Consider the following 19,624-nt stretch of genomic DNA (forward strand, 5'->3'; position numbering starts at 1 on the left):
CTTGTCCAACCAGCCCGGCGGCTCAGCGCCCTACTTCAGGAAGCGTGATGTGCGCCGGTCCGCGAGGATCTTTCCATGGGTTTGGCAGGTAGCACAGTACTGAAGTGAGGTGTCCGCGAAGGACACCTCACGCACAGTATCTCCGCAAACAGGGCACGGCAGCCCGGTCCTGGCATGCACCCTGAAATTGCTTCGCTTGGTGTCCTTCAGCTCGCTGGAAGGCTTTCCAGCTGCCGCGTTGACGGCACCCACCAGGACTTCCTGCATGGCATCGTAGAGCCGCTGTACTGTTTCGCCATCGAGCGTCTTGGCGATGGCAAAGGGAGAGATTTTGGCAGCGTGCAGAATCTCATCGCTGTAGGCGTTGCCGATCCCTGCGATAACACTTTGGCTGCGGAGAAGTCCCTTGATCTGTTGCGAGCTTGACCTAAGGATGGCCGCCAATGCACCTTCGTCGAAGTCGGGGCTGAGCGGCTCGGGGCCCAGGGTTGCGATTCCGGGAACATCCAAGGGATCCCGGACCACGTAGATGGCCAGGCTTTTCTTGGTGCCGGCTTCTGTCAGGTCAAGGCCGATGTGGGCATCGTCGTCCTCCCGGTGCAGCAGTAGCCTGGCCGCTATGTTGCTCTTGCCCATGCGGAGGCCCGCTGATGAGGGATGCTCCGTGTAGCGGACCCAGCCGGCCTTTGCCAGGTGGAAGACGAAAAGCAGGCCGTCAGCATCGAGGCTAATGAACTTGCCGAAGCGCTGCGTGCCCTGGATGGTGCGGCCCTCAAGTGCGCTGTAAGGCGGATCAGCGGTTTTCAGGGCGGCGATGGAGTTAATGCGGACGCTGTTCAGTACAGCTCCGTGGAGCTGGGTGTCCAGATACGTGCACAGGCCGTGCACTTCGGGAAGTTCCGGCATGACCATACTCTGCCATAGCTTTGCCCCGGCCGCAGGAAAAGCTAAGCGAAGGGGCCCGGTAGAACTACACGATTGTAGTTATGCCGAGCCCCTTGTGCATGCTCCCCGGCGGGACCACAATGGTTCTTACCCACTTCGAAAGAAGCGGGACACGGAAACCAAAGATTCAGTGATATGCAACCAACGCAGCCTTTGGCAAAGTTGGAAGCAAGCTACCAGTGACGAGGTAGTAAGACCTGAAATTCCGAGGATTCCGCCAGACTGTCAAGCCGTCACCAGACAGCCGAAAAGTCGAAGCCCCACCAACGGCAAAACGCTGATGGGGCTTCCCCTTTGCCCAAAAACGGGCTGCCCAAAAACGGGCCTGAACTGCTAGCCGGCTGGCGTGTCCTCTGCAGGTTCCAGGACGACGTCGCTGACGGTCAGCTCACCCTCGCCGGACTGAAGCGCAATCTCCTGGGCGTTCGCGGCTGCCTTCAGGTCCCCGAGTCCGGCCTTGAGCTGCGCAACAAGCATTTCATTGGCCGTTATGGATGCCGAGAGCACTGCGGTGCGCTGCTTCACTTTGGCCTCGGACTTGGCCTTGCGGATGCCACTGAGTGCTACGCCAACAGTGCCAAGCATCGTGGTGTCGCCGTCGGCGATTTCCAGTGCGGCCGGCCAGTGGGCGCGGTGAACCGAGCCGGTGCGCCACCAGCTCCACACCTCTTCGGTCGCGAAGGGCAGGAACGGTGCGAAAAGGCGCAGCAAGGAGTCCAGTGTGGTGGCCAGCGCCGCCAGCACGGATGCTTGCTCCGACTCCCCGGCCGCACCGTAGGCGCGGTCCTTGATCAGCTCGACGTAGTCGTCAGTGAACTGCCAGAAGAATGACTCGGTGATCTGCAGTGCCCGGGCGTAGTCGTAGTTTTCGAAGGCCTTGGTGGACTGGGCAACAACGTCCGACAATTGAGCGAGCAGTGCCCGGTCCAGCGGATTGGTCAGCACGGAGAGATCGCTGGACACCACGGAGTTTTCGGTTGCCCCAAGGTTCAATACGAACTTGGAGGCGTTGAGCAGCTTGATGGCCAACCGACGGCCGATCTTCATCTGCGCGATCTCGTAGGCCGTGTCTGCGCCGAGCTTGGCCGAGGCTGCCCAGTAGCGGACAGCGTCCGAGCCGAACTCGTTCAGGACGTCGGTGGGGACTACCACGTTGCCCTTGGACTTGGACATCTTTTTGCGGTCCGGGTCAAGGATCCACCCGGAGATAGCTGCGTGCTTCCAGGGCGCGCTCTTCTGCAGGGCGTCGGCGCGGACAGCGGAGGAGAACAGCCACGTGCGGATGATGTCGTGACCCTGGGGGCGGAGGTCGAAGGGGTAGACCTTGGAGAACAGTTCCTCGTCACGGCTCCAGCCACCCACGATCTGCGGGGTAAGGGAGGACGTGGCCCAGGTGTCCAGGACGTCGGCGTCACCTGTGAAGCCGTTGGCCTGATCGCGCTGGGCTTCCTCGAAGCCCGGGGCTGCATCTGCGGCGGGATCCACGGGGAGCATGTCATCCGAGGGCAGGATGGGGTGGTCGTAGTCCGGGTTGCCCTGGGCATCCAGCGGGTACCAGACGGGAATGGGCACGCCGAAGAAGCGCTGGCGCGATACGAGCCAGTCGCCGTTCAGGCCCGCAATCCAGTTCTCGTAGCGGGAGCGCATGAAGGAGGGGTGGAAGTTGATTTCCTGCCCGCGGCCGATCAAGCGTTCGCGGCGTTCTTCGTCGCGCCCGCCGTTGCGGATGTACCACTGGCGTGAGGTCACTACCTCCAGGGGCTTGTCGCCCTTTTCGAAGAAGTTCACCGGGTGCGTGATCTTCTTCGGTTCGCCGTCCAGCAGGCCTGCTGCAGTGAGGAGCTCTACGACTGCTTCTTTGGCAGAGAACGCCGTTTTGCCGGCGATCGCAGCGTAGGCTTCCTTGCCGGCGTCGGTGGTGATCCATTCCGGGGTCTCGGCGATGATGCGGCCGTCGCGGCCCATGATGGCGCGTGTGGGCAGCTGCAGTTCACGCCACCAGGTGACGTCGGTCAGGTCACCAAACGTGCACACCATGGCGATGCCGGAACCCTTGTCCGCCTTGGCGAGCGGGTGGGCCTTGACTTCAAGCTCGACGTCAAACAGCGGGGATTTCACTGTTTTGCCGAAGAGCGGCTTGTACCGTTCGTCGTCGGGGTTTGCCACCAGCGCCGCGCACGCGGCAAGAAGCTCCGGGCGCGTGGTTTCGATGAAAATCTTTTCGCCGTCTTCAGTGAAGAACGGGTAGCGGTAGTAGGCGCCGGCAACCTCGCGGTCCTCCAGCTCAGCCTGGGCAACGGCGGTGCGGAAGGTAACATCCCAGAGCGTGGGCGCCTCGGCCATGTAAGCGTCGCCGGCTGAGAGGTTGGCGAGGAAGGCCCGCTGGGATACTGCACGGGAGGTGTCGTCGATGGTGCGGTAGGTCAGGTCCCAGTCCACGGACAAACCGAGGGTCTGGAAGAGGTTCTCGAAGACTTTCTCGTCCTCGACAGCGAGTTCCTCGCACAGCTCGATGAAGTTCTGCCGGGAAACGACATCGAAATCGCGCTGGTTCTTGGCCGGCTGTGCGGGGGGACGGTAATCGGCGTTGTAGGGGATGGCGGGATCGCAGCGCACACCGTAGTAGTTCTGGACGCGACGCTCGGTGGGCAGGCCGTTGTCGTCCCAACCCATGGGGTAGAAGACGTTCTTTCCGGTCATGCGCATGTAGCGGGCCTGGACGTCTGTCTGGGTGAACGAGAACATGTGCCCCACGTGCAGGGAGCCCGAGGCGGTCGGCGGGGGAGTGTCGATCGAGTAGACCTGCTCCCGGGTGGTGTCCGGATTGAACTTGTAGGTTCCTTCGTTCAGCCAACGCTGCGTCAGCGTGGCCTCCAGGCCTTCAAGGGCCGGCTTGTCGGGAACGTTGATGGGGGCGGTGGCGGGCGTGTCTGTACCCTGCGTTGATTCAGCCATGCGTCAATTGTTTCATGGCCCAGGGCGGCGCCTTGCCGTAGCATGTGGTCATGGCTGGCCATCAAGGCGTTTTCGTCCTCAAACGCATCTACGATGAACCCGCTGACGACGACGGCTTCCGGGTTTTTGTGGACCGTCTCTGGCCGCGCGGGGTGTCCAAGGACAAGGCACACTTGGAACTTTGACTCAAGGAAGTTGCGCCATCGCCGCCGTTGCGGACCGGGTTTGCCCACATGCAGGAACGATTCGCCGAATTCCGGCAGCAGTACGAGGCTGAGTTGGACGGCAATGCGGCAGTTCAAACCTTTCTGGAATTGGCGGCGTCGAGTCCGCGGGTCACCCTGCTTAATGCCGCACGGGATCCGCAGGTCAACCATGCCGTGGTGTTACGCGACTTCCTGCTCGGCCGAGCAGATGCTTGAGGCCTGCGGATAGTGTGGTGCCATGACTTTGGCAGCACAGACGGCTCATCCAGTTCAGAACAAGACGGCAGTAGTAACCGGCGCGAGCACGGGCATCGGCGAGGCCACGGTGCGGGCGTTGGCCTCCACAGGCTGGAAGGTCTTTGCGGTTGCCCGCAGGGCCGAACGGTTGGGCGCGCTGGGCGCCGAAACCGGCGCCATTCCGTTTGCGGCCGATATCACCAGCGACGACGACGTCGCAGCCCTTTTGCAGGCCGTTTCCAAAGCCGGAGGAGCCGATACCCTGATCAACATTGCCGGCGGTGCCCGGGGCGCAGACACGATCGCGAACGCCGATACTGAGGATTGGGAGTGGATGTACCAGGTCAACGTCCTGGGCACCATGAAGATCACCCGGGCATTCCTTCCGATGCTGAGGGAGGACGGGGAAGGAACTGTCCTCAACCTGACATCCACCGCCGGACTGGCTGCTTACGAAGGCGGCGCCGGATACAACGCCGCAAAGTTTGCCCAACACGCGATGACCAACGCCCTCAGGCTGGAAGAAGTGGGTTACAACATCCGGGTCATTGAGGTAGCGCCTGGACTGGTCCACACTGAGGAATTTGCCCTTAACCGGCTGGGCGACAAGGACGCAGCCGCCAAGGTCTACGCCGGAGTCGAAAAGCCCCTCACGGCAGAAGACGTGGCCGACGTCGTCAAGTACGCAGTCTCGCTGCCGCACCACATCAACCTGGACCAGATCGTTATCCGCCCTGTGGCACAGGCGGCCAACCACAAGCTCATCCGCAAGGAAAGCTGAAGCACCTGGCGTACTAGCTGATGGGGATAACCAGCGTTGCCACAATGGCAGCATGGTCAGAACCGGAAACCGGGTGGACCGCGTAGCCGCTGCTGCCGATCCGGGGCGAAGTAACCATATGGTCGATCACGATTCCCGGAAGGGGTGGTCCCTCCATCGGCCAAGTGGGAGAGAACCGTCCGCCGGAGGCTGTTCCGACGTCGACGAGCTTTTTGCCGTCCTGCCCACCGCCCAGGGCAGGGTCAAGCAACGCACGGAACTCGGAGTGGTCATAGGTGGAGTTGTAGTCGCCCATCAGCAGGTGATGCCCTGGCCGGGATGCCTGACGGGCAACCTGGACGAGGTCGCTGCGCCACTGCTGGATCCGCTCATCAACGGGAGGCAGAGCATGTACGTTCGTGAGGTTCAACGTGGCCTTGGAACCCTTGCCCGGATCTGTGACGCTGCCCGGATCTGTGATGAGGACCCGCGTGACGTCCATCCGGAATGGTGTATCGGGCAGGAGCCCCTCCGGCTGCAGGGGGAACACGGAATATACAGCGCCACCGGAAGCGTCGTCGTTGGGTTCAGTGACAAGGTTCGGCAGTATTGACTCCAAGCCTTCGGAGCGTAGGCGGTCTTCCAGCCCTTGCGTATGCTCCTGGAGGGTCAAGAGTTGGACACCGTTTTCCCGGACCAGCTTCACGATGGCGCTTGCGTCAGCCTCACCGTATTCATTGTTGAGGCTCATCACCTTCAGGGAAACGGTCGCGGTCCCGGCCGGAACTGCTTGAGCCCTTCCGGTGTCCAGCGGAAACAGCCAGAACAATTGGAGAGCCAGCAGCGCCGCCGTCGTGATGATGACCCACAGCCGGCGCCCCACCAACGCAAGGACCATCGCCAGCGCTGAGGGCAGGACCATCCACGGGGTGAACGACAACAGTTGAACCACCACCAGCGGCCACTCCGTGGGGACCGCCCTGAACAGGGACATTCCTGCCACAGGCAACACCAAGAGCAGAGCCAGGACCGACCACGCGGGGGATGCCTGGCGACCCAGCCAGCGTTTTACCGGGCCTGCGGCCGGAAGGACAAGGGCGGGGTTGGTCATGGGGTCGAGTCTATGCACCCGAGGGCATCCAGCTGGTCCACCCGAAGGATGATCCTGCGAGTGGAGTACCGGGCTCTCCTGCCGCTAGACTTGGGAGACCAGCGTTGACCCGGCCATCACCGGTGAGCTTCCGGAAGAACATCCCTGAACGCCAATGGCGAAATCCAAACGGCGGTCAGGGCCCAGTAGAACCGGACGGGTAAGCCCGTCACAGCAGTAATGAGAGGCCGGAACCGGCCGTTGCCCCCACCAAGGGCGCCATGGTCCCGGTAAGTGAGGTGGTACCGCGGCAACAGCAAACACTGAAGCCGTCCTCGCATCCTGACAGTCAACCAGCTATCACAGGATATGAGATGACCCACTACCCCAAGGCCTCAGCGTCTCCTTCAGGCACGCAGGGCGTGTCCGCTTCCGTGAAGTTCCCGGAAATCGAAGAGCGCATCCTCAAGTACTGGGAAGAAGACGGCACCTTCCAGGCAAGCATCGACCAACGTGATGCAGGCAAAGACGGCAGCAACGAATTCGTCTTCTACGATGGCCCTCCCTTCGCCAACGGCCTCCCGCACTACGGCCACCTCCTCACGGGCTACGCGAAAGACCTCGTAGGGCGCTACCAAACGCAGCGCGGAAAGCGCGTGGAACGCCGCTTCGGCTGGGACACCCACGGCCTCCCCGCTGAATTGGAAGCCATGAAGCAGCTGGGCATGACAGACAAGACCCAGATCGAAGCCATGGGCATCGACAAATTCAACGACGCCTGCCGCGCCTCCGTGATGAAGTACGCCAACGAATGGAAGGCCTACGTCACCCGCCAGGCCCGCTGGGTGGACTTCGACAACGATTACAAGACACTCAACGTCGAGTACATGGAATCAGTGTTGTGGGCGTTCAAGCAGTTGCATGAGAAGGGCCTCACCTACAACGGGTACCGCGTGCTCCCGTACTGCTGGAAGGACGAGACCCCGCTCTCCAACCACGAACTCCGCATGGACGACGACGTCTACAAGAACCGCCAGGACCAGACCGTCACGGTGACTTTCCCCATCAAGGCGGGCACGTCCGAACTCTCACAGGCGCTCGCAGGCGTCCAGGCCCTTGCCTGGACCACGACGCCCTGGACGCTGCCCACCAACCTGGCGCTCGCCGTCGGGCCTGGCATCGCTTACGCTGTCCTGCCCGCCGGTCCGAATGGCGTCAAGGCTGCGTCGGCAGAAGCACCGGTCACGGGCAGCTTCCTTCTGGCCGCTGACCTTGTGGGGACCTACGCCAAGGATTTGGGGTACGGAGATGGTGCCGGTGGCGCAGAGGCCGCAGCTGCCGCCGTCGTGTCAACGCATACAGGCGCCGAGTTGGCCGGCCTTGAGTACGAGCCGCTGTGGAACGACTTCGCCGATGCTGAGAAGTACGGCACCCAAAACGCCTGGCGCTTCCTGGTGGCGGACTACGTCACCACCACGGACGGTACGGGTATCGTGCACCAGGCGCCGGCCTATGGTGAGGATGACCAGAAGGTCTGTGAAGACGCCGGCATCCCCGTTGTCCTGTCCGTGGACGAAGGCGCGAAGTTCCTGCCGTTGTTTGCGCACGGAGAGCTGGCCTCCATCGTGGGACTGCAGGTCTTTGATGCGAACAAGCCCATCACCCAGGTCCTCCGCGCGGACGGCCGACTGGTGCGCCAGGCCAGCTACGAGCACAGTTACCCGCACTGCTGGCGTTGCCGGAACCCGCTGATCTACCGCGCCGTATCGTCCTGGTACGTCGAGGTCACCAAGTTCAAGGACCGCATGTCCGAGCTGAACCAGGAGATCAACTGGATCCCGGGCAACGTCAAGGATGGCCAGTTCGGCAAATGGCTGGACAACGCCCGCGACTGGTCCATCAGCCGTAACCGCTACTGGGGTTCGCCGATTCCCGTATGGCAGTCCGATGATCCTGAGTACCCGCGTACGGACGTTTACGGCTCGCTGGCTGACATTGAAGCGGACTTTGGCCGACTGCCGGTCAACAACGAAGGACAAGTGGACCTGCACAGGCCCTTCATCGATGAGCTGACGCGCCCCAACCCGGACGACCCCCGTACGCCGGCTGAGGGGCAATCCACCATGCGCCGCGTCGAAGACGTCCTGGACGTCTGGTTCGACTCCGGTTCCATGCCCTACGGCCAGGTGCACTACCCGTTCCAAAACGAGGAATGGTTCGACACCCACAACCCTGCGGACTTCATCGTGGAGTACATCGGCCAGACCCGCGGCTGGTTCTATATGCTTCACATCCTGTCCACGGCGCTGTTTGACCGTCCCGCTTTCCGTAACGTCATCAGCCATGGCATTGTGTTGGGCTCCGACGGCCAAAAAATGTCCAAGAGCCTGCGGAACTACCCGGACGTTTCCGAGGTCCTGGACCGTGACGGGTCCGACGCCATGCGGTGGTTCCTGATGTCCAGCCCGATCCTTCGCGGCGGTAACCTGGTGGTCACCGAGCAGGGCATCCGCGACGGCGTCCGTCAGGTCATCTTGCCGCTGTGGAACGTGTACAGCTTCTTTACGCTGTACACGAACGCTGCCAACGGCGGCGCTGGGTACGAGGCGAGGCTGCGCTACGACGGCTACTCCGACACCTTGGACCAGTATTTGATGGCCAATACCGGGGACCTCGTCCGCAGCCTGACCGAAAGCCTGGATTCTTACGACATCTCCGGGGCCTGCGATGAACTCCGCAGCTACCTGGACATGCTCACCAACTGGTACGTTCGTCGCAGCCGCCAGCGCTTCTTCGACGAGAACGAAGACGCATTCGATGCCTTGTACACGGCGTTGGAAGCTGTTTGCCGGGTCTCGGCGTCCCTGCTGCCGCTGGTGACCGAGGAGATCTGGCGCGGGCTGACAGGTGGCCGCTCTGTGCATCTGGCTGACTGGCCTGATGCTTCGCTGTTCCCGTCCAACCCGCAACTGGTTGAAGCAATGGACCGCGTGCAGCAGATCTGCTCCACCGGTTCAAGCCTGCGCAAGGCCGCTAACCTGCGGGTCCGCCTGCCGCTCCAGGAACTGACGGTTGTGGCACCTGGTGCAGATGCGCTGGAAGGCTTCGCCGCCGTCGTCGCTGATGAACTGAACCTTCGCTCGGTACGCTTGCTGGACGCTGCTTCGGCTTCGCCGGAGGAATTCGGCATCGAGCAGAAACTGGTGGTCAACGCCCGGGCTGCTGGTCCGCGCCTTGGCAAAAACGTGCAGCAGGCCATCAAGGGGTCCAAGTCCGGTGACTGGTCTGTGAACGATTCCGGCGTAGTGGTGGCTGGGGGACTTGAGCTCGAGCCGCATGAATACAGCCTGGAGACTGTGGTCGGAGAAACGTCCGACGGCGGTGCTGCCGCCCAGAAGGCCGTCTCTGTGCTCCCCGGTGGTGGATTCGTCGTCCTGAACACCGAGGTCACTCCCGAACTTGCTGCGGAAGGACTCGCCCGGGACATGGTTCGTGCCATCCAGCAAGCACGCAAGGATGCTGGACTGAACGTGAGCGACCGCATCCGCACGTCTGTCCAGGCGCAGCAGGACGTTATTGACGCGCTGGAAGCCAACGCTGAGCTCGTCAAGACTGAGACGTTGTCCCTGGAATTGGAAGTCCTTCTCTCCAGCGCCGAGGAACCGCGCGTCACCGTAGCAAAGGCAGGGGCCTGAATCATGACCGACGAATTCTCAGTGGAAAGCGTGTACGCCGAACTTCTTGGCCGTGCACCTGAAAACAAGATGGAACCCCGGTTGGCGCCGCTTTTCAGGGCAATGGACGTGCTGGGGGAGCCCAATAAAGCTTTCCCGATCATCCACATCACGGGAACCAACGGCAAGACCTCCACGGCCCGCATGATTGAGGCCGGGCTCCGTGCCCACGGGTTGAGCACGGGCCGTTACACCAGCCCGCACCTTTCAAAAGTCACCGAGCGCATCAGCATTGATGGTGAGCCCGTATCAGATGCGACGTTTGTTCGGATCTGGGATGAGATCCGGCCGTACCTGGAAATCGTGGACAACGAGCTCATAGCTGAGAACCAGCCCCGGCTCACGTACTTTGAGTGCGTGACAATCCTTGGCTTCGCGATTTTCGCTGACCAGCCTGTGGATGTGGCCGTCATGGAAGTTGGCCTGGGCGGCATTACGGATGCCACGAACGTGGGCGATGGCCAGGTTTCCGTCATCACGCCGATTTCCCTGGACCACACGGATCTCCTGGGCGACACCACCGAGGACATCGCCTATGAGAAGGCGGGGATCATCAAACCCGGTGGCTTCCTGGTGAGCGCTGCCCAACCGGTGGACGCTGCCCAGGTCCTGTTGGAAAAAGCCCGCGAGGTGGACGTACCGTTCCGCTTCGAGGGTGTTGAATTTGGCGTGGAGTCTCGCCGCGTAGCGGTGGGCGGACAAGTCCTGACGGTCCAAGGCCTGGCAGGTCGCTACGAGGACCTCCTGCTGCCCCTGCATGGTGCCCACCAGGCAGAGAATGCCGCCGTTGCTGTAGCGGCATTGGAAGCGTTCTTCGGTGGCGGAGAAAAAGAGCTCGATATAGATGTCCTGAAGGAAGCCTTCGGCAATGTGACGTCCCCTGGCCGCCTGGAAGTGGTGCGGACAGCACCCACCATCGTGGTGGATGCCGCCCACAACCCCGAAGGGATCCGCGTCTCTGCGGAGGCCATCCATGAGGCCTTCAGCTTCAGCAAGCTCGTGGTGGTCGTGGGAGTACTCCGGGAGAAGGACGCCGAGGAGATCCTGAAGACCCTGAAGGAGCAGCTCGGGGACCTGGCAGAGGAGTTCTGCTTCACCCAGTCCAACTCGCTGCGCGCCGTGCCTGCAGCGGAACTGGCCGAACTCGCCGTCGATCTTGGCTTTGGCGAGGACAACGTCCACATCGCCGAGAAACTTGATGATGCCCTGGAGTGGGCCGTCGAACGGGCCGAGTCCAATGATGACCTTTCCGGCGGAGTCCTGGTCACCGGCTCCATCACCCTGGTGGCCGAGGCTCGCATCCTGCTTGGAAAGGAAGGTGCCTGACCGTGGCAAGGCTGACCAAGGCGCAGCGTGAATGGCGCCCCGGCATGCCTAAAAAGCGCCGGTCCACCAAGGTGATGTTCGCATCCACCGTGCTGTTGCTGGAAGCCTTCGTAGCCTTCTTCGGCACGTTGGTGGTTTTTGGCCTAAAGCGTGGCGAAGTTGCTCCTGGAATCATCCTGGGCGTGGGCATCACGCTCAGCGTAGTCCTCGTCCTGGCCTGTGCCGTGTTGTCCAAGCCCTGGGGAATCGGCCTCGGCTGGGGGCTGCAGCTCCTCCTGATCCTGACAGGGATCGCCGAACCCATGATGTTCATCGTCGGCGTCCTTTTCGCCATCTGCTGGTGGTACGGAATCCGAACGGGGATGAGGATCGACCGTGAAGTGGCACAGCGGGACCGGGAACAGGCTGAATGGGATGCAACGCATCGTGACGAGGCAGGTCCGTAAAACCCCGTAAACTGGCTGGGAAACCCACCCGCCCATCACATTGGAGCAACTGTGAGCATTGAACGGACCCTTGTCCTGATCAAGCCCGACGGCGTCGCCCGCAACCTCAGCGGAAGCATCCTCGCCCGGATCGAAGCCAAGGGCTACGCCTTGGCTGAGCTGAAGAAGGTCAACGCGACCCGCGAGCTGCTGGAGCAGCACTACGAAGAACACGTGGGCAAGCCGTTCTACGAGCCACTGGTGGAATTCATGCTCAGCGGCCCGGTCATTGCGGCTGTCTTTGAAGGCCACCGCGTGATCGAGGGTTTCCGCTCCTTGGCGGGCACCACTGACCCCACTACTGCGGCACCGGGCACCATCCGGGGCGACTTCGGCCGTGATTGGGGCCTGGCAGTCCAGCAGAACCTCGTCCACGGCTCGGACTCCGTTGACTCCGCCGAGCGTGAAATCAAGATCTGGTTCGCGGGCTAACTACGCCTCGCCGGGATAACAGTTAAGGCCAATGTTCGCCATGAACATTGGCCTTAACTGTTTCTTGCGGATCTGGCTTAGTAGCCGGAGGTACCGGCGAAGACGTGGATGAAGGCGAAGAAGATCGTGGCGATCACGGCTACGTACAGCAGTGCCACAATGATCCATCCGGAGTCGCCCAGGACCTTGGCCAGTGCAGGCGGGGCTTTGATGACTCCGTGGGAGATGTTGCGGATGGTCACCCAGACGAACATGGGGATCATGACCGCCCACACCACCATGCAGAACGGGCACAGCACGTTGATGACATACAGGGCCTGAGACCACAACCACACAACAAAAGCGAATCCGAGGGTTACGCCTGCCTGCAGGCCCAGCCAGTAGCCGCGTGAATACCTGGCCCCGGCCAGCAGTCCCATGGCAGTGGTGATGATCACCGCAAAGGCGACGATCCCGATGAACATGTTGGGGAACCCGAAAACGGAACTTTGCGGTGTCTGCATCACGGCTCCACAGGAAACCCATGGATTCACATCGCAGAGCGTGATGTGGTTGGGGTCTTTGAGTACCTCCAGCTTCTCAAGGACCAATGCCCCGGAAGCCAGCCAGCCGATGACGCCGGTGATCAGCAGGAGCCAAGCAAATGGCTTGTCCTGCAGGGCCCTAGGCAGATAGTCGGGCCGGGCCGCGCGCTGCAATCCTGGCTCCGTGGTCTTCCCACCCGCAGGGGTGGAGGCTTGATTGGCCAGGTTTCCCCTGGCGGTGCTTGGCATCGCGGACGCAATCCTTTTCGACAATGACCCGGCCAGTCCGGGAACGGCTCTTGTGAGGATTGTAACGCCGGAGGCTGGACGTAGTCCCCAGCCTGTGCAGGCGCTTTCTCCACCGTGCGACACAGTCTCCTACGCTTCGAATGTGCAGGGGTGTGAGAGAATGAACATGGCCGGAAGCCGATCCACATTCGGAATCCGGTCCGGTGACTTGTTCCCAAGACCGCCAGCATGAGCAGGGCCTGCCTGGATCACGTGATCCTCGGCATGCCCGCCATGACAATGGACGGCACCTGGTTGTGGCAGCAGAACAACGGGTTTCAGAGCAAAGCCACCGGCCTTCCAGGGCTGCCGCACCCCAATGATGGTGCGAACCGGAAGGAATACTACCGACTTCTGTCAACGCCTGAGGGTTTTGACAAATAATTGCCCCACTGGGCGCCGGATGTGGCGGCGTCGCTGGGGCAGGAGTGTTGCCACATATGGATAATGACCAGGTTGTAGCCGTTAATGACGAGGCAGCTGCCGCGGAAACTGCGGAAGCGCCCAAGAAGACCACCCGGACACGGCGCAAGGCTGCGCCCAAAGCGGTCGAAACACCCGCCGTTGAAGAAGCAGCCGGCGAAGCCACCGGTACCGAACCGACCGAAGCAGCTGTCAAGGCGCCGGCGCGCCGTAGCCGCGCGCGCAAGACAACAGTGCCGGCCGAGCCCCTCCCGGGTTTTGATGATCAGGCCGGAGTAGCGTCCCAGCCGGAAACCGATGCCGAACCTGCCCCTGAAAAGCCGGTCCGCCGTCGTCGGACTACCAAGCCCAAGGACGTCGAGGCAACGGCCGCTGAGACGCCTGCAGCCGTTGCTGAAACCACTGAAGAAATCACGACGCCGGACGCCGTGTCCCAGCCTGCGACGGCCACCCCGGGCGCCGTTCCTGCAGAGACGGACGTTTCTGTGGAAAGCGTTTCTGTAGAGGGCACTTCTGCAGAAGGCACCGTCCCCGCCGAGGAAGAAGCTGAAGCACCCGAGGAGTCCGCCCCCGGTTCAACGTCGTTGTTCCTGGAGCCGGTGTCCATTACGTCCATGATCTTCCAGGCCCCTGACCTCAGCACGGTGGCACGTCCGGCCGTCGAGGAAAAGGCCGAAGAGGCTGAAGAAGAAACTCCGGAAACCGGGTCAACTGACGAGCTGGAGGATTCCAGCAGCCGTCGTCGTCGCCGGAGCCGCGGCCGCCGTGGCCGCCGCGGCACAGAACGGGATGAGACCGAGTCCGAAGACGGTGCAGAGAGTGAGGATGACGAAGATGCTCCGGCAGCGGAAGCGCTCGAAGAGGGCGTCACGTCGCGTCGTCGTCGGCGTCGTCGCCGAGGTGACCAGGATCTCGAACTGACGGGCGGCTCTGACGATGACCCGCCCAACACGGTGACCCGTGTCCGCGCGCCCCGCCCGATCACTGAGACGGCCCCGTCAAACCGGGTTACCAGCGTTAAGGGTTCCACCAGGCTTGAGGCCAAGAAGCAGCGCCGCCGCGAGTCCCGGGAGACCGGACGCCGCCGCCAGGTGATTACAGAGGCTGAGTTCCTTGCCCGCCGCGAGTCCGTGGATCGCCAGATGATCGTCCGCCAGCGCGACGACAGAATCCAGATCGCGGTCCTTGAAGATGGCGTATTGGCCGAGCACTTTGTGTCCAAGACCCAGCAGGACTCCCTCATTGGCAACGTGTACCTGGGCAAGGTCCAGAATGTTCTGCCTTCCATGGAGGCTGCTTTTGTTGACATCGGACGGGGCCGCAATGCGGTGTTGTATGCCGGTGAAGTGAATTGGGACGCAGTGAACCTTGAGGGCCAGCCGCGCCGGATCGAGAATGCGTTGAAGTCCGGTGATTCCGTCCTGGTGCAGGTTACCAAGGACCCTGTTGGCCATAAGGGCGCCCGCCTCACCAGCCAGATTTCCTTGCCGGGCCGCTACCTTGTGTACGTGCCGGGCGGTTCGATGACCGGTATCTCGCGCAAACTGCCCGACGTCGAACGCAACCGCCTCAAGCGCATCCTCAAGGACCGCTTGCCGGAGAACGCCGGCGTCATTGTGCGCACGGCCGCTGAAGGTGCGTCCGAGGAAGAGCTGACGCACGACATCAACCGTTTGCGCGCGCAGTGGGAAGGCATTGAAGGGCAGGCGTCCTCCACCAAGGTGCTGGCTCCGGAACTGCTCTATGGCGAACCCGACCTCACCATCAAGGTTGTCCGGGACGTCTTCAACGAAGATTTCTCCAAGCTGATCGTTTCCGGCGACGACGCCTGGGACACCATCGAGGCTTACGTCACCTACGTTGCTCCCGATTTGGTAGGCCGCCTTGAGAAGTGGACCAAGGACCAGGACATTTTTGCTGCCTGGCGGATCGACGAACAGATCCACAAGGCACTGGAACGCAAGGTTTTCCTGCCGTCCGGCGGTTCCCTTGTCATCGACCGCACCGAAGCCATGACCGTGGTGGATGTTAACACGGGTAAGTTCACCGGCAGCGGCGGAAACCTGGAAGAAACAGTCACCAAGAACAACCTCGAAGCGGCCGAGGAAGTGGTTCGCCAGCTGCGCCTGCGTGATATCGGTGGCATCATCGTCATCGACTTCATTGACATGGTCCTCGAATCGAACCGTGACCTGGTGCTCCGCCGTTTGGTGGAATGCCTGGGCCGTGACCGCACCAAGCACCAAGTGGCCGAAGTGACGTCGCTGGGCCTGGTGCAGATGACGCGCAAGCGCATGGGCACAGGCCTGCTTGAGGTGTTTGGTGAGCAGTGCGAGCACTGTGCCGGGCGTGGTGTCGTCACCCATGATGAGCCCGTGGAACACCGACGCGCCAACGTTGTGGCTGCCGAGCACCACCGTCCGCACGCCGAACCCCAACAGCCTGCTGCACGCACTGATCGCAAGCGTCGCCGCGGGAAAGGCGGGGGACCGGCAACGGCCGAAGTGCCCCCTGCTGTCCACAGCACCGCCGCCGCCCCCGTGGCTCCGGCGGCCACGGAGTCCGTGGACCCTGTCCGCCAGGCGAAGGCTGAGGCGACCAGGGCAGCTCTTGCCACCATCGCCGCCGCAGCGCATGCTGCCCACCTGCACGACGACGAGGTTCACCGTGCGGAGGAGCTGGCCCGCGCAGCAGGCCAGCAGGGTCACACCGATGAATCCGCCCCTGAAGCTGCAACCGGCGATGCCGGGGTACCGGCTGCACTTGATGCCGCCAGTCACGAAGCAGCGGTTCGGGAAGCACGGTCCACCCCTGTTCTGCGCTTCGGTGGCGAAGAAGTGGCTCTTCCGTTTGTGGAACACCACGAGGAACCACCTGCCGGCAAGCCGGCCATGAGCTTGGACCTGCTGGCTGAGGCGTTCTCGCACCTCGGTGCCGCACCGGCTGCGGAGGAAGAGGCCACGGATACCGTTTCCGAACCTGCGACTGCCTCCGCCGTTTCCGCGGCCAGTGCTTCTGCTGTCATTACAGATGAGCACGATCATTCGTCGCGTTCGCGTGGCCGTCGCGGCCGAAGGAACCGCAGCGCCAGCAGGGCGCAGGGTGCGGCAAACGAAACCAGCGTGGAACATCACGACGTAACTGCTGCCGCCGCAGGTGGATCGGCCCATGAAGCCAAGGCGCCGGCAGCGGAAGAGCCTGCCACAAAGAAGGCAGCGGACGAGCCCATCATCCTTGGGGTCGGAGTTCCTGCTTCCGAGTTGTAAGCACGGCAAAAGCAGTGACAGTCGTTAAGTAGTGAGACAGTCCCGAATCAGTGAGACAGTCCCGCAGCATCCGTTTACGGCGGATGTTGCGGGACTTTTTTGTTGCTGCCAGTCACATCCATTCCCCGAGGCCGTCCGGTTCCCGGACCGACGGGGTTCCGGGCTACGCTTGGAAACTGACACGGGGTGCCGGGCACTGGGCCTGGCTGAGATCCAGACCCGTTGAACCTGTCCGGTTAGCACCGGCGAAGGGATGTCCACCATGGCTTCATCGTCGAATTCCGCTGTCTACCCTGTCTACCCCGCTGGTATCGGAGCAGTCCCAGCCCGGCCGCATCCGCGGGTGCTCAGCATTGCCGGCTCGGATCCTTCTGGCGGCGCCGGAATCCAGGCAGACCTGAAGAGCATCGCAGCGCACGGCGGCTATGGCATGGCTGCCATCACGGCTTTGACGGCCCAGAACACCCTGGGCGTCAGCGCAGTCCATGTTCCGCCTGTGGAGTTCCTGCGTCAGCAACTGGACGCGATCAGCAGCGATATTGACATTGATGCGGTCAAGATCGGGATGTTGGGTGACGCGGCCGTCATCGACGAAGTCCGTAACTGGCTCGAGGAGGTGCGTCCCGCCGTCGTGGTCCTTGACCCGGTGATGGTGGCCACCAGTGGCGACCGTCTTCTGCGTGAGAGCGCCGAAGCATCTTTGCGCAGCCTCTTGCCGTTGGCGGATCTCATCACCCCAAACCTTCCCGAACTGGCGATGTTGTTGGGTGAGCCCGAAGCCCCGGATTGGGCCACGGCGCTTGACCAAGGCAAGCGACTGGCTGCTGAGTGTGGAACGACGGTTTTGGTGAAGGGCGGCCATTTGGCAGGAAACGACTGTCCGGATGCGCTGGTCAATACGAGTGGCTTGCTGCGGCAGGACGTCATCGAGGTGCCTGGGCCCCGAGTGGATACCAGGAACAGCCACGGAACGGGGTGCTCACTCTCCTCGGCATTGGCCACGGTCCAAGCCCGCAGGGACGATTGGGAGGCATCACTCCGCGAGGTCAAGCCGTGGCTGCTGCAGGCCCTCGCGGCGGCCGACCGGCTCGAGGTAGGCAAGGGCAGCGGGCCGGTCCACCACTTCCAGCACATGGAGCCAGCGCTGTATCCTGCAGGGAAGTCCGGCGACTTTGCCGCGCGGCTGTGGGCCGAAGCTGCACCGGAATTGGACGCAATTTACGGCCTCGGCTTCATCCAAGGCCTGCAGTCCGGGCGCCTCCCGGAGCCCCAGTTCAACTATTACCTCGCCCAGGATGCCATCTACCTGAACGGCTACTCCCGGGTTTTGGCGCGCGCAGGTGCACTTGCCCCCACTGAAGAAGAGCAGCTCTTCTGGGCAAAGTCATCGCAACTCTGCCTTGAAGTGGAGTCCGAGCTCCACCGGGACTGGCTGAGCACGCGTCCGGCTTCGACAGAGACCGGACCCGTGACAAGGTCGTACGTGGACCATCTGCTGGCGACGTCGGCTTCGGGCAGTTACGCCGTTTTGCTGGCGGCAATCCTGCCCTGCTACTGGCTGTACGCGGAGGTAGGGCAGCAACTTCACGGGGCGTATGTCCAAGCAGGGGCTCCCAGCGACCACCCTTACGCCGCATGGTTGAAGACGTACGCGGACGAGGAGTTTGCTGCCGCAACCCGGAAGGCGATCGACATTACCGATGCTGCGGCAGTTGGCGCCTCTGTGCAGGAACGCAAGGCCATGGTTGAGGCCTTCGCCCAGTCCTGCCGCTACGAAACTGCGTTCTTTGATGCCCCCAGGCTCTTCGCCTGAGCAGGGTTTCCGAGGTTGCCGCGTGGAACAAATCCACAAAGCTCCAGCGCGTCGCGGGCCAAACCGCAGTATCCCGGCGCAAATCCTGTAGGCTGTATGGGCACGGTGCCGGGAGAGTCCGTTACAACTGGTGACGCAAGTCACCCGATAGCCTCCGGACCCGGCCTCATTTGCAGCTGAAGGTCAAACTAGCGTAATCTTGATCTTCGGTGCTTACGCCAACACTTGGGTTATGCCCCTTGGAATTGTTCATGGGATGACTCGCGGGCTTCGATCTGAAGTCCACGGCGTTGAGGCACAGCGCGAACCAAGCCTGATTCCGGTTCAAGGTTCCGCACGCAAATTTAGTAAGAAACGTCGAGAGAAGTGAGTACCCAAGTGGTGTACGCGATTGTCCGCGCAGGCGGCCGCCAAGAAAAAGTTTCCGTTGGAGACTACGTAACGCTTAACCGCGTCCCCGGTGGAGCCGGCAGCACGCTTGAGCTGCCCGCCTTGCTCCTGGTTGACGGCGACAAGGTCACGTCCGCTGCCGCGGACCTGGCCAAGGTCACGGTCACGGCTGAGATCCTTGAGGACCTTCGCGGTCCCAAGATCGTCATCCAGAAGTTCAAGAACAAGACCGGCTACAAGAAGCGCCAGGGTCACCGTCAGGAACTGACCAAGATCAAGATCACGAGCATCAAGTAACTTTCGTTACTCTGTTCAGATTTTCAGTTTCCCCAGAAATTTAGAGGCAGGCATTTCACATGGCACACAAAAAAGGCGCGAGCTCCACTCGCAACGGTCGTGACTCCAACGCACAGCGCCTCGGCGTCAAGCGTTTCGGTGGCCAGGTAGTTTCCGCAGGCGAGATCATCGTTCGCCAGCGTGGAACCCACTTCCACCCCGGTGCAGGCGTCGGCCGCGGTGGCGACGACACCCTGTTCGCACTCGAGGCCGGTGCGGTTGAGTTTGGTACTCGCCGCGGCCGTCGCGTAGTGAACATCGTTGCTGCTGCAGCTGCAGAGTAACAACAAGTTCTGAACCGGTGGAGCGGGCCAAACGGCCCGCTCCACCGTTCTTTTAACCGCATTACAATCGATTAGGGCGCTTATGGCGCTCTGGTTTTTGCAACAGCGCTGGCAACAGCAAGAGGAGATT

The 19,624-nt window shown here is 62.1% G+C and carries 14 protein-coding genes, 1 pseudogene and 1 riboswitch; of the genes and pseudogenes, 11 read left to right on the top strand and 4 right to left on the bottom strand.

The window, feature by feature from the left end; translation table 11 throughout:
* Positions 1-30: 30 nt before the first annotated feature.
* The gene (locus ABIE18_RS06845) at positions 31-906 is read right to left on the bottom strand and encodes an Fpg/Nei family DNA glycosylase (protein ID WP_499721936.1); all 876 of its coding nucleotides are present in this window, start codon (positions 904-906) and stop codon (positions 31-33) included.
* A 372-nt stretch (positions 907-1,278) separates the two neighbouring features.
* Positions 1,279-3,900, bottom strand: a complete 2,622-nt coding sequence (gene valS / locus ABIE18_RS06850) for a valine--tRNA ligase (RefSeq protein WP_499721938.1) — start codon at positions 3,898-3,900, stop codon at positions 1,279-1,281.
* Between the two features lie 50 nt (positions 3,901-3,950).
* Here valS and ABIE18_RS06855 point away from each other — a divergent pair.
* A pseudogene (locus ABIE18_RS06855) lies at positions 3,951-4,322 on the top strand (DUF488 domain-containing protein).
* A gap of 22 nt (positions 4,323-4,344) precedes the next feature.
* Complete coding sequence (locus ABIE18_RS06860) at positions 4,345-5,124, top strand: SDR family oxidoreductase (protein WP_499721940.1); 780 nt, start codon at positions 4,345-4,347, stop codon at positions 5,122-5,124.
* Between the two features lie 13 nt (positions 5,125-5,137).
* Here ABIE18_RS06860 and ABIE18_RS06865 read toward each other — a convergent pair whose 3' ends face one another.
* A complete protein-coding gene (locus ABIE18_RS06865; protein WP_499721942.1) occupies positions 5,138-6,214 on the bottom strand; it encodes an endonuclease/exonuclease/phosphatase family protein in 1,077 nt (358 codons plus the stop codon).
* A 353-nt stretch (positions 6,215-6,567) separates the two neighbouring features.
* Here ABIE18_RS06865 and ileS point away from each other — a divergent pair, with 353 nt between their 5' ends.
* The 4 genes from ileS to ndk are packed head-to-tail and all read left to right on the top strand — an operon-like array spanning position 6,568 to position 12,170.
* On the top strand, positions 6,568-9,888 hold the full coding sequence (gene ileS / locus ABIE18_RS06870) for an isoleucine--tRNA ligase (protein WP_499721944.1): 3,321 nt from the start codon (positions 6,568-6,570) through the stop codon (positions 9,886-9,888).
* A 3-nt stretch (positions 9,889-9,891) separates the two neighbouring features.
* On the top strand, positions 9,892-11,253 hold the full coding sequence (locus tag ABIE18_RS06875) for a bifunctional folylpolyglutamate synthase/dihydrofolate synthase (protein WP_499721946.1): 1,362 nt from the start codon (positions 9,892-9,894) through the stop codon (positions 11,251-11,253).
* A 2-nt stretch (positions 11,254-11,255) separates the two neighbouring features.
* Complete coding sequence (locus tag ABIE18_RS06880) at positions 11,256-11,699, top strand: DUF4233 domain-containing protein (protein ID WP_499721948.1); 444 nt, start codon at positions 11,256-11,258, stop codon at positions 11,697-11,699.
* 51 nt (positions 11,700-11,750) lie between these two features.
* Positions 11,751-12,170 (top strand): nucleoside-diphosphate kinase, encoded by a 420-nt coding sequence (ndk, locus tag ABIE18_RS06885; RefSeq protein ID WP_216925485.1) that lies wholly within the window; start codon positions 11,751-11,753, stop codon positions 12,168-12,170.
* A gap of 77 nt (positions 12,171-12,247) precedes the next feature.
* Here the strand turns inward: ndk and ABIE18_RS06890 are convergent, their stop codons facing one another.
* Positions 12,248-12,943, bottom strand: a complete 696-nt coding sequence (locus ABIE18_RS06890; protein ID WP_499721950.1) for a vitamin K epoxide reductase family protein — start codon at positions 12,941-12,943, stop codon at positions 12,248-12,250.
* Between the two features lie 228 nt (positions 12,944-13,171).
* Between ABIE18_RS06890 and ABIE18_RS06895 the strand changes: the two genes are divergently transcribed.
* The 5 genes from ABIE18_RS06895 to rpmA all read left to right on the top strand — a co-directional run bounded on the left by ABIE18_RS06895 (position 13,172) and on the right by rpmA (position 19,494).
* Entirely contained in the window at positions 13,172-13,366 is a 195-nt protein-coding gene (locus tag ABIE18_RS06895; protein WP_498700408.1) for a hypothetical protein, read from the top strand.
* A gap of 56 nt (positions 13,367-13,422) precedes the next feature.
* Positions 13,423-16,671 (top strand): Rne/Rng family ribonuclease, encoded by a 3,249-nt coding sequence (locus ABIE18_RS06900; RefSeq protein ID WP_499721952.1) that lies wholly within the window; start codon positions 13,423-13,425, stop codon positions 16,669-16,671.
* Positions 16,672-16,843: 172 nt separating this feature from the next.
* A riboswitch (TPP riboswitch) is annotated at positions 16,844-16,942 on the top strand.
* On the top strand, positions 16,934-18,484 hold the full coding sequence (locus tag ABIE18_RS06905; RefSeq protein WP_499721954.1) for a bifunctional hydroxymethylpyrimidine kinase/phosphomethylpyrimidine kinase: 1,551 nt from the start codon (positions 16,934-16,936) through the stop codon (positions 18,482-18,484). (Overlaps the previous riboswitch by 9 nt.)
* Positions 18,485-18,862: 378 nt before the next feature.
* Positions 18,863-19,171, top strand: a complete 309-nt coding sequence (gene rplU / locus ABIE18_RS06910) for a 50S ribosomal protein L21 (RefSeq protein WP_216925647.1) — start codon at positions 18,863-18,865, stop codon at positions 19,169-19,171.
* 59 nt (positions 19,172-19,230) lie between these two features.
* Complete coding sequence (rpmA, locus tag ABIE18_RS06915) at positions 19,231-19,494, top strand: 50S ribosomal protein L27 (RefSeq protein ID WP_021470683.1); 264 nt, start codon at positions 19,231-19,233, stop codon at positions 19,492-19,494.
* Positions 19,495-19,624: the final 130 nt, after the last annotated feature.

It is taken from the genome of Arthrobacter sp. 2762 (genome assembly GCF_040548745.1).
Taxonomy (GTDB): Bacteria; Actinomycetota; Actinomycetes; order Actinomycetales; family Micrococcaceae; genus Arthrobacter.

What these genes read in the sequence shown, in the direction of transcription:
- ileS (WP_499721944.1), top strand. Translation starts at nt 6,568, where the DNA reads ATGACCCACTACCCCAAGGCCTCAGCGTCTCCTTCAGGCACGCAGGGC.
- ABIE18_RS06875 (WP_499721946.1), top strand. Translation starts at nt 9,892, where the DNA reads ATGACCGACGAATTCTCAGTGGAAAGCGTGTACGCCGAACTTCTTGGC.
- ABIE18_RS06890 (WP_499721950.1), bottom strand. Translation starts at nt 12,943, where the DNA reads ATGCCAAGCACCGCCAGGGGAAACCTGGCCAATCAAGCCTCCACCCCT.
- ABIE18_RS06900 (WP_499721952.1), top strand. Translation starts at nt 13,423, where the DNA reads ATGGATAATGACCAGGTTGTAGCCGTTAATGACGAGGCAGCTGCCGCG.
- valS (WP_499721938.1), bottom strand. Translation starts at nt 3,900, where the DNA reads ATGGCTGAATCAACGCAGGGTACAGACACGCCCGCCACCGCCCCCATC.
- ABIE18_RS06845 (WP_499721936.1), bottom strand. Translation starts at nt 906, where the DNA reads ATGCCGGAACTTCCCGAAGTGCACGGCCTGTGCACGTATCTGGACACC.
- ABIE18_RS06865 (WP_499721942.1), bottom strand. Translation starts at nt 6,214, where the DNA reads ATGACCAACCCCGCCCTTGTCCTTCCGGCCGCAGGCCCGGTAAAACGC.
- ABIE18_RS06860 (WP_499721940.1), top strand. Translation starts at nt 4,345, where the DNA reads ATGACTTTGGCAGCACAGACGGCTCATCCAGTTCAGAACAAGACGGCA.
- ABIE18_RS06895 (WP_498700408.1), top strand. Translation starts at nt 13,172, where the DNA reads ATGAGCAGGGCCTGCCTGGATCACGTGATCCTCGGCATGCCCGCCATG.
- rpmA (WP_021470683.1), top strand. Translation starts at nt 19,231, where the DNA reads ATGGCACACAAAAAAGGCGCGAGCTCCACTCGCAACGGTCGTGACTCC.
- ABIE18_RS06905 (WP_499721954.1), top strand. Translation starts at nt 16,934, where the DNA reads ATGGCTTCATCGTCGAATTCCGCTGTCTACCCTGTCTACCCCGCTGGT.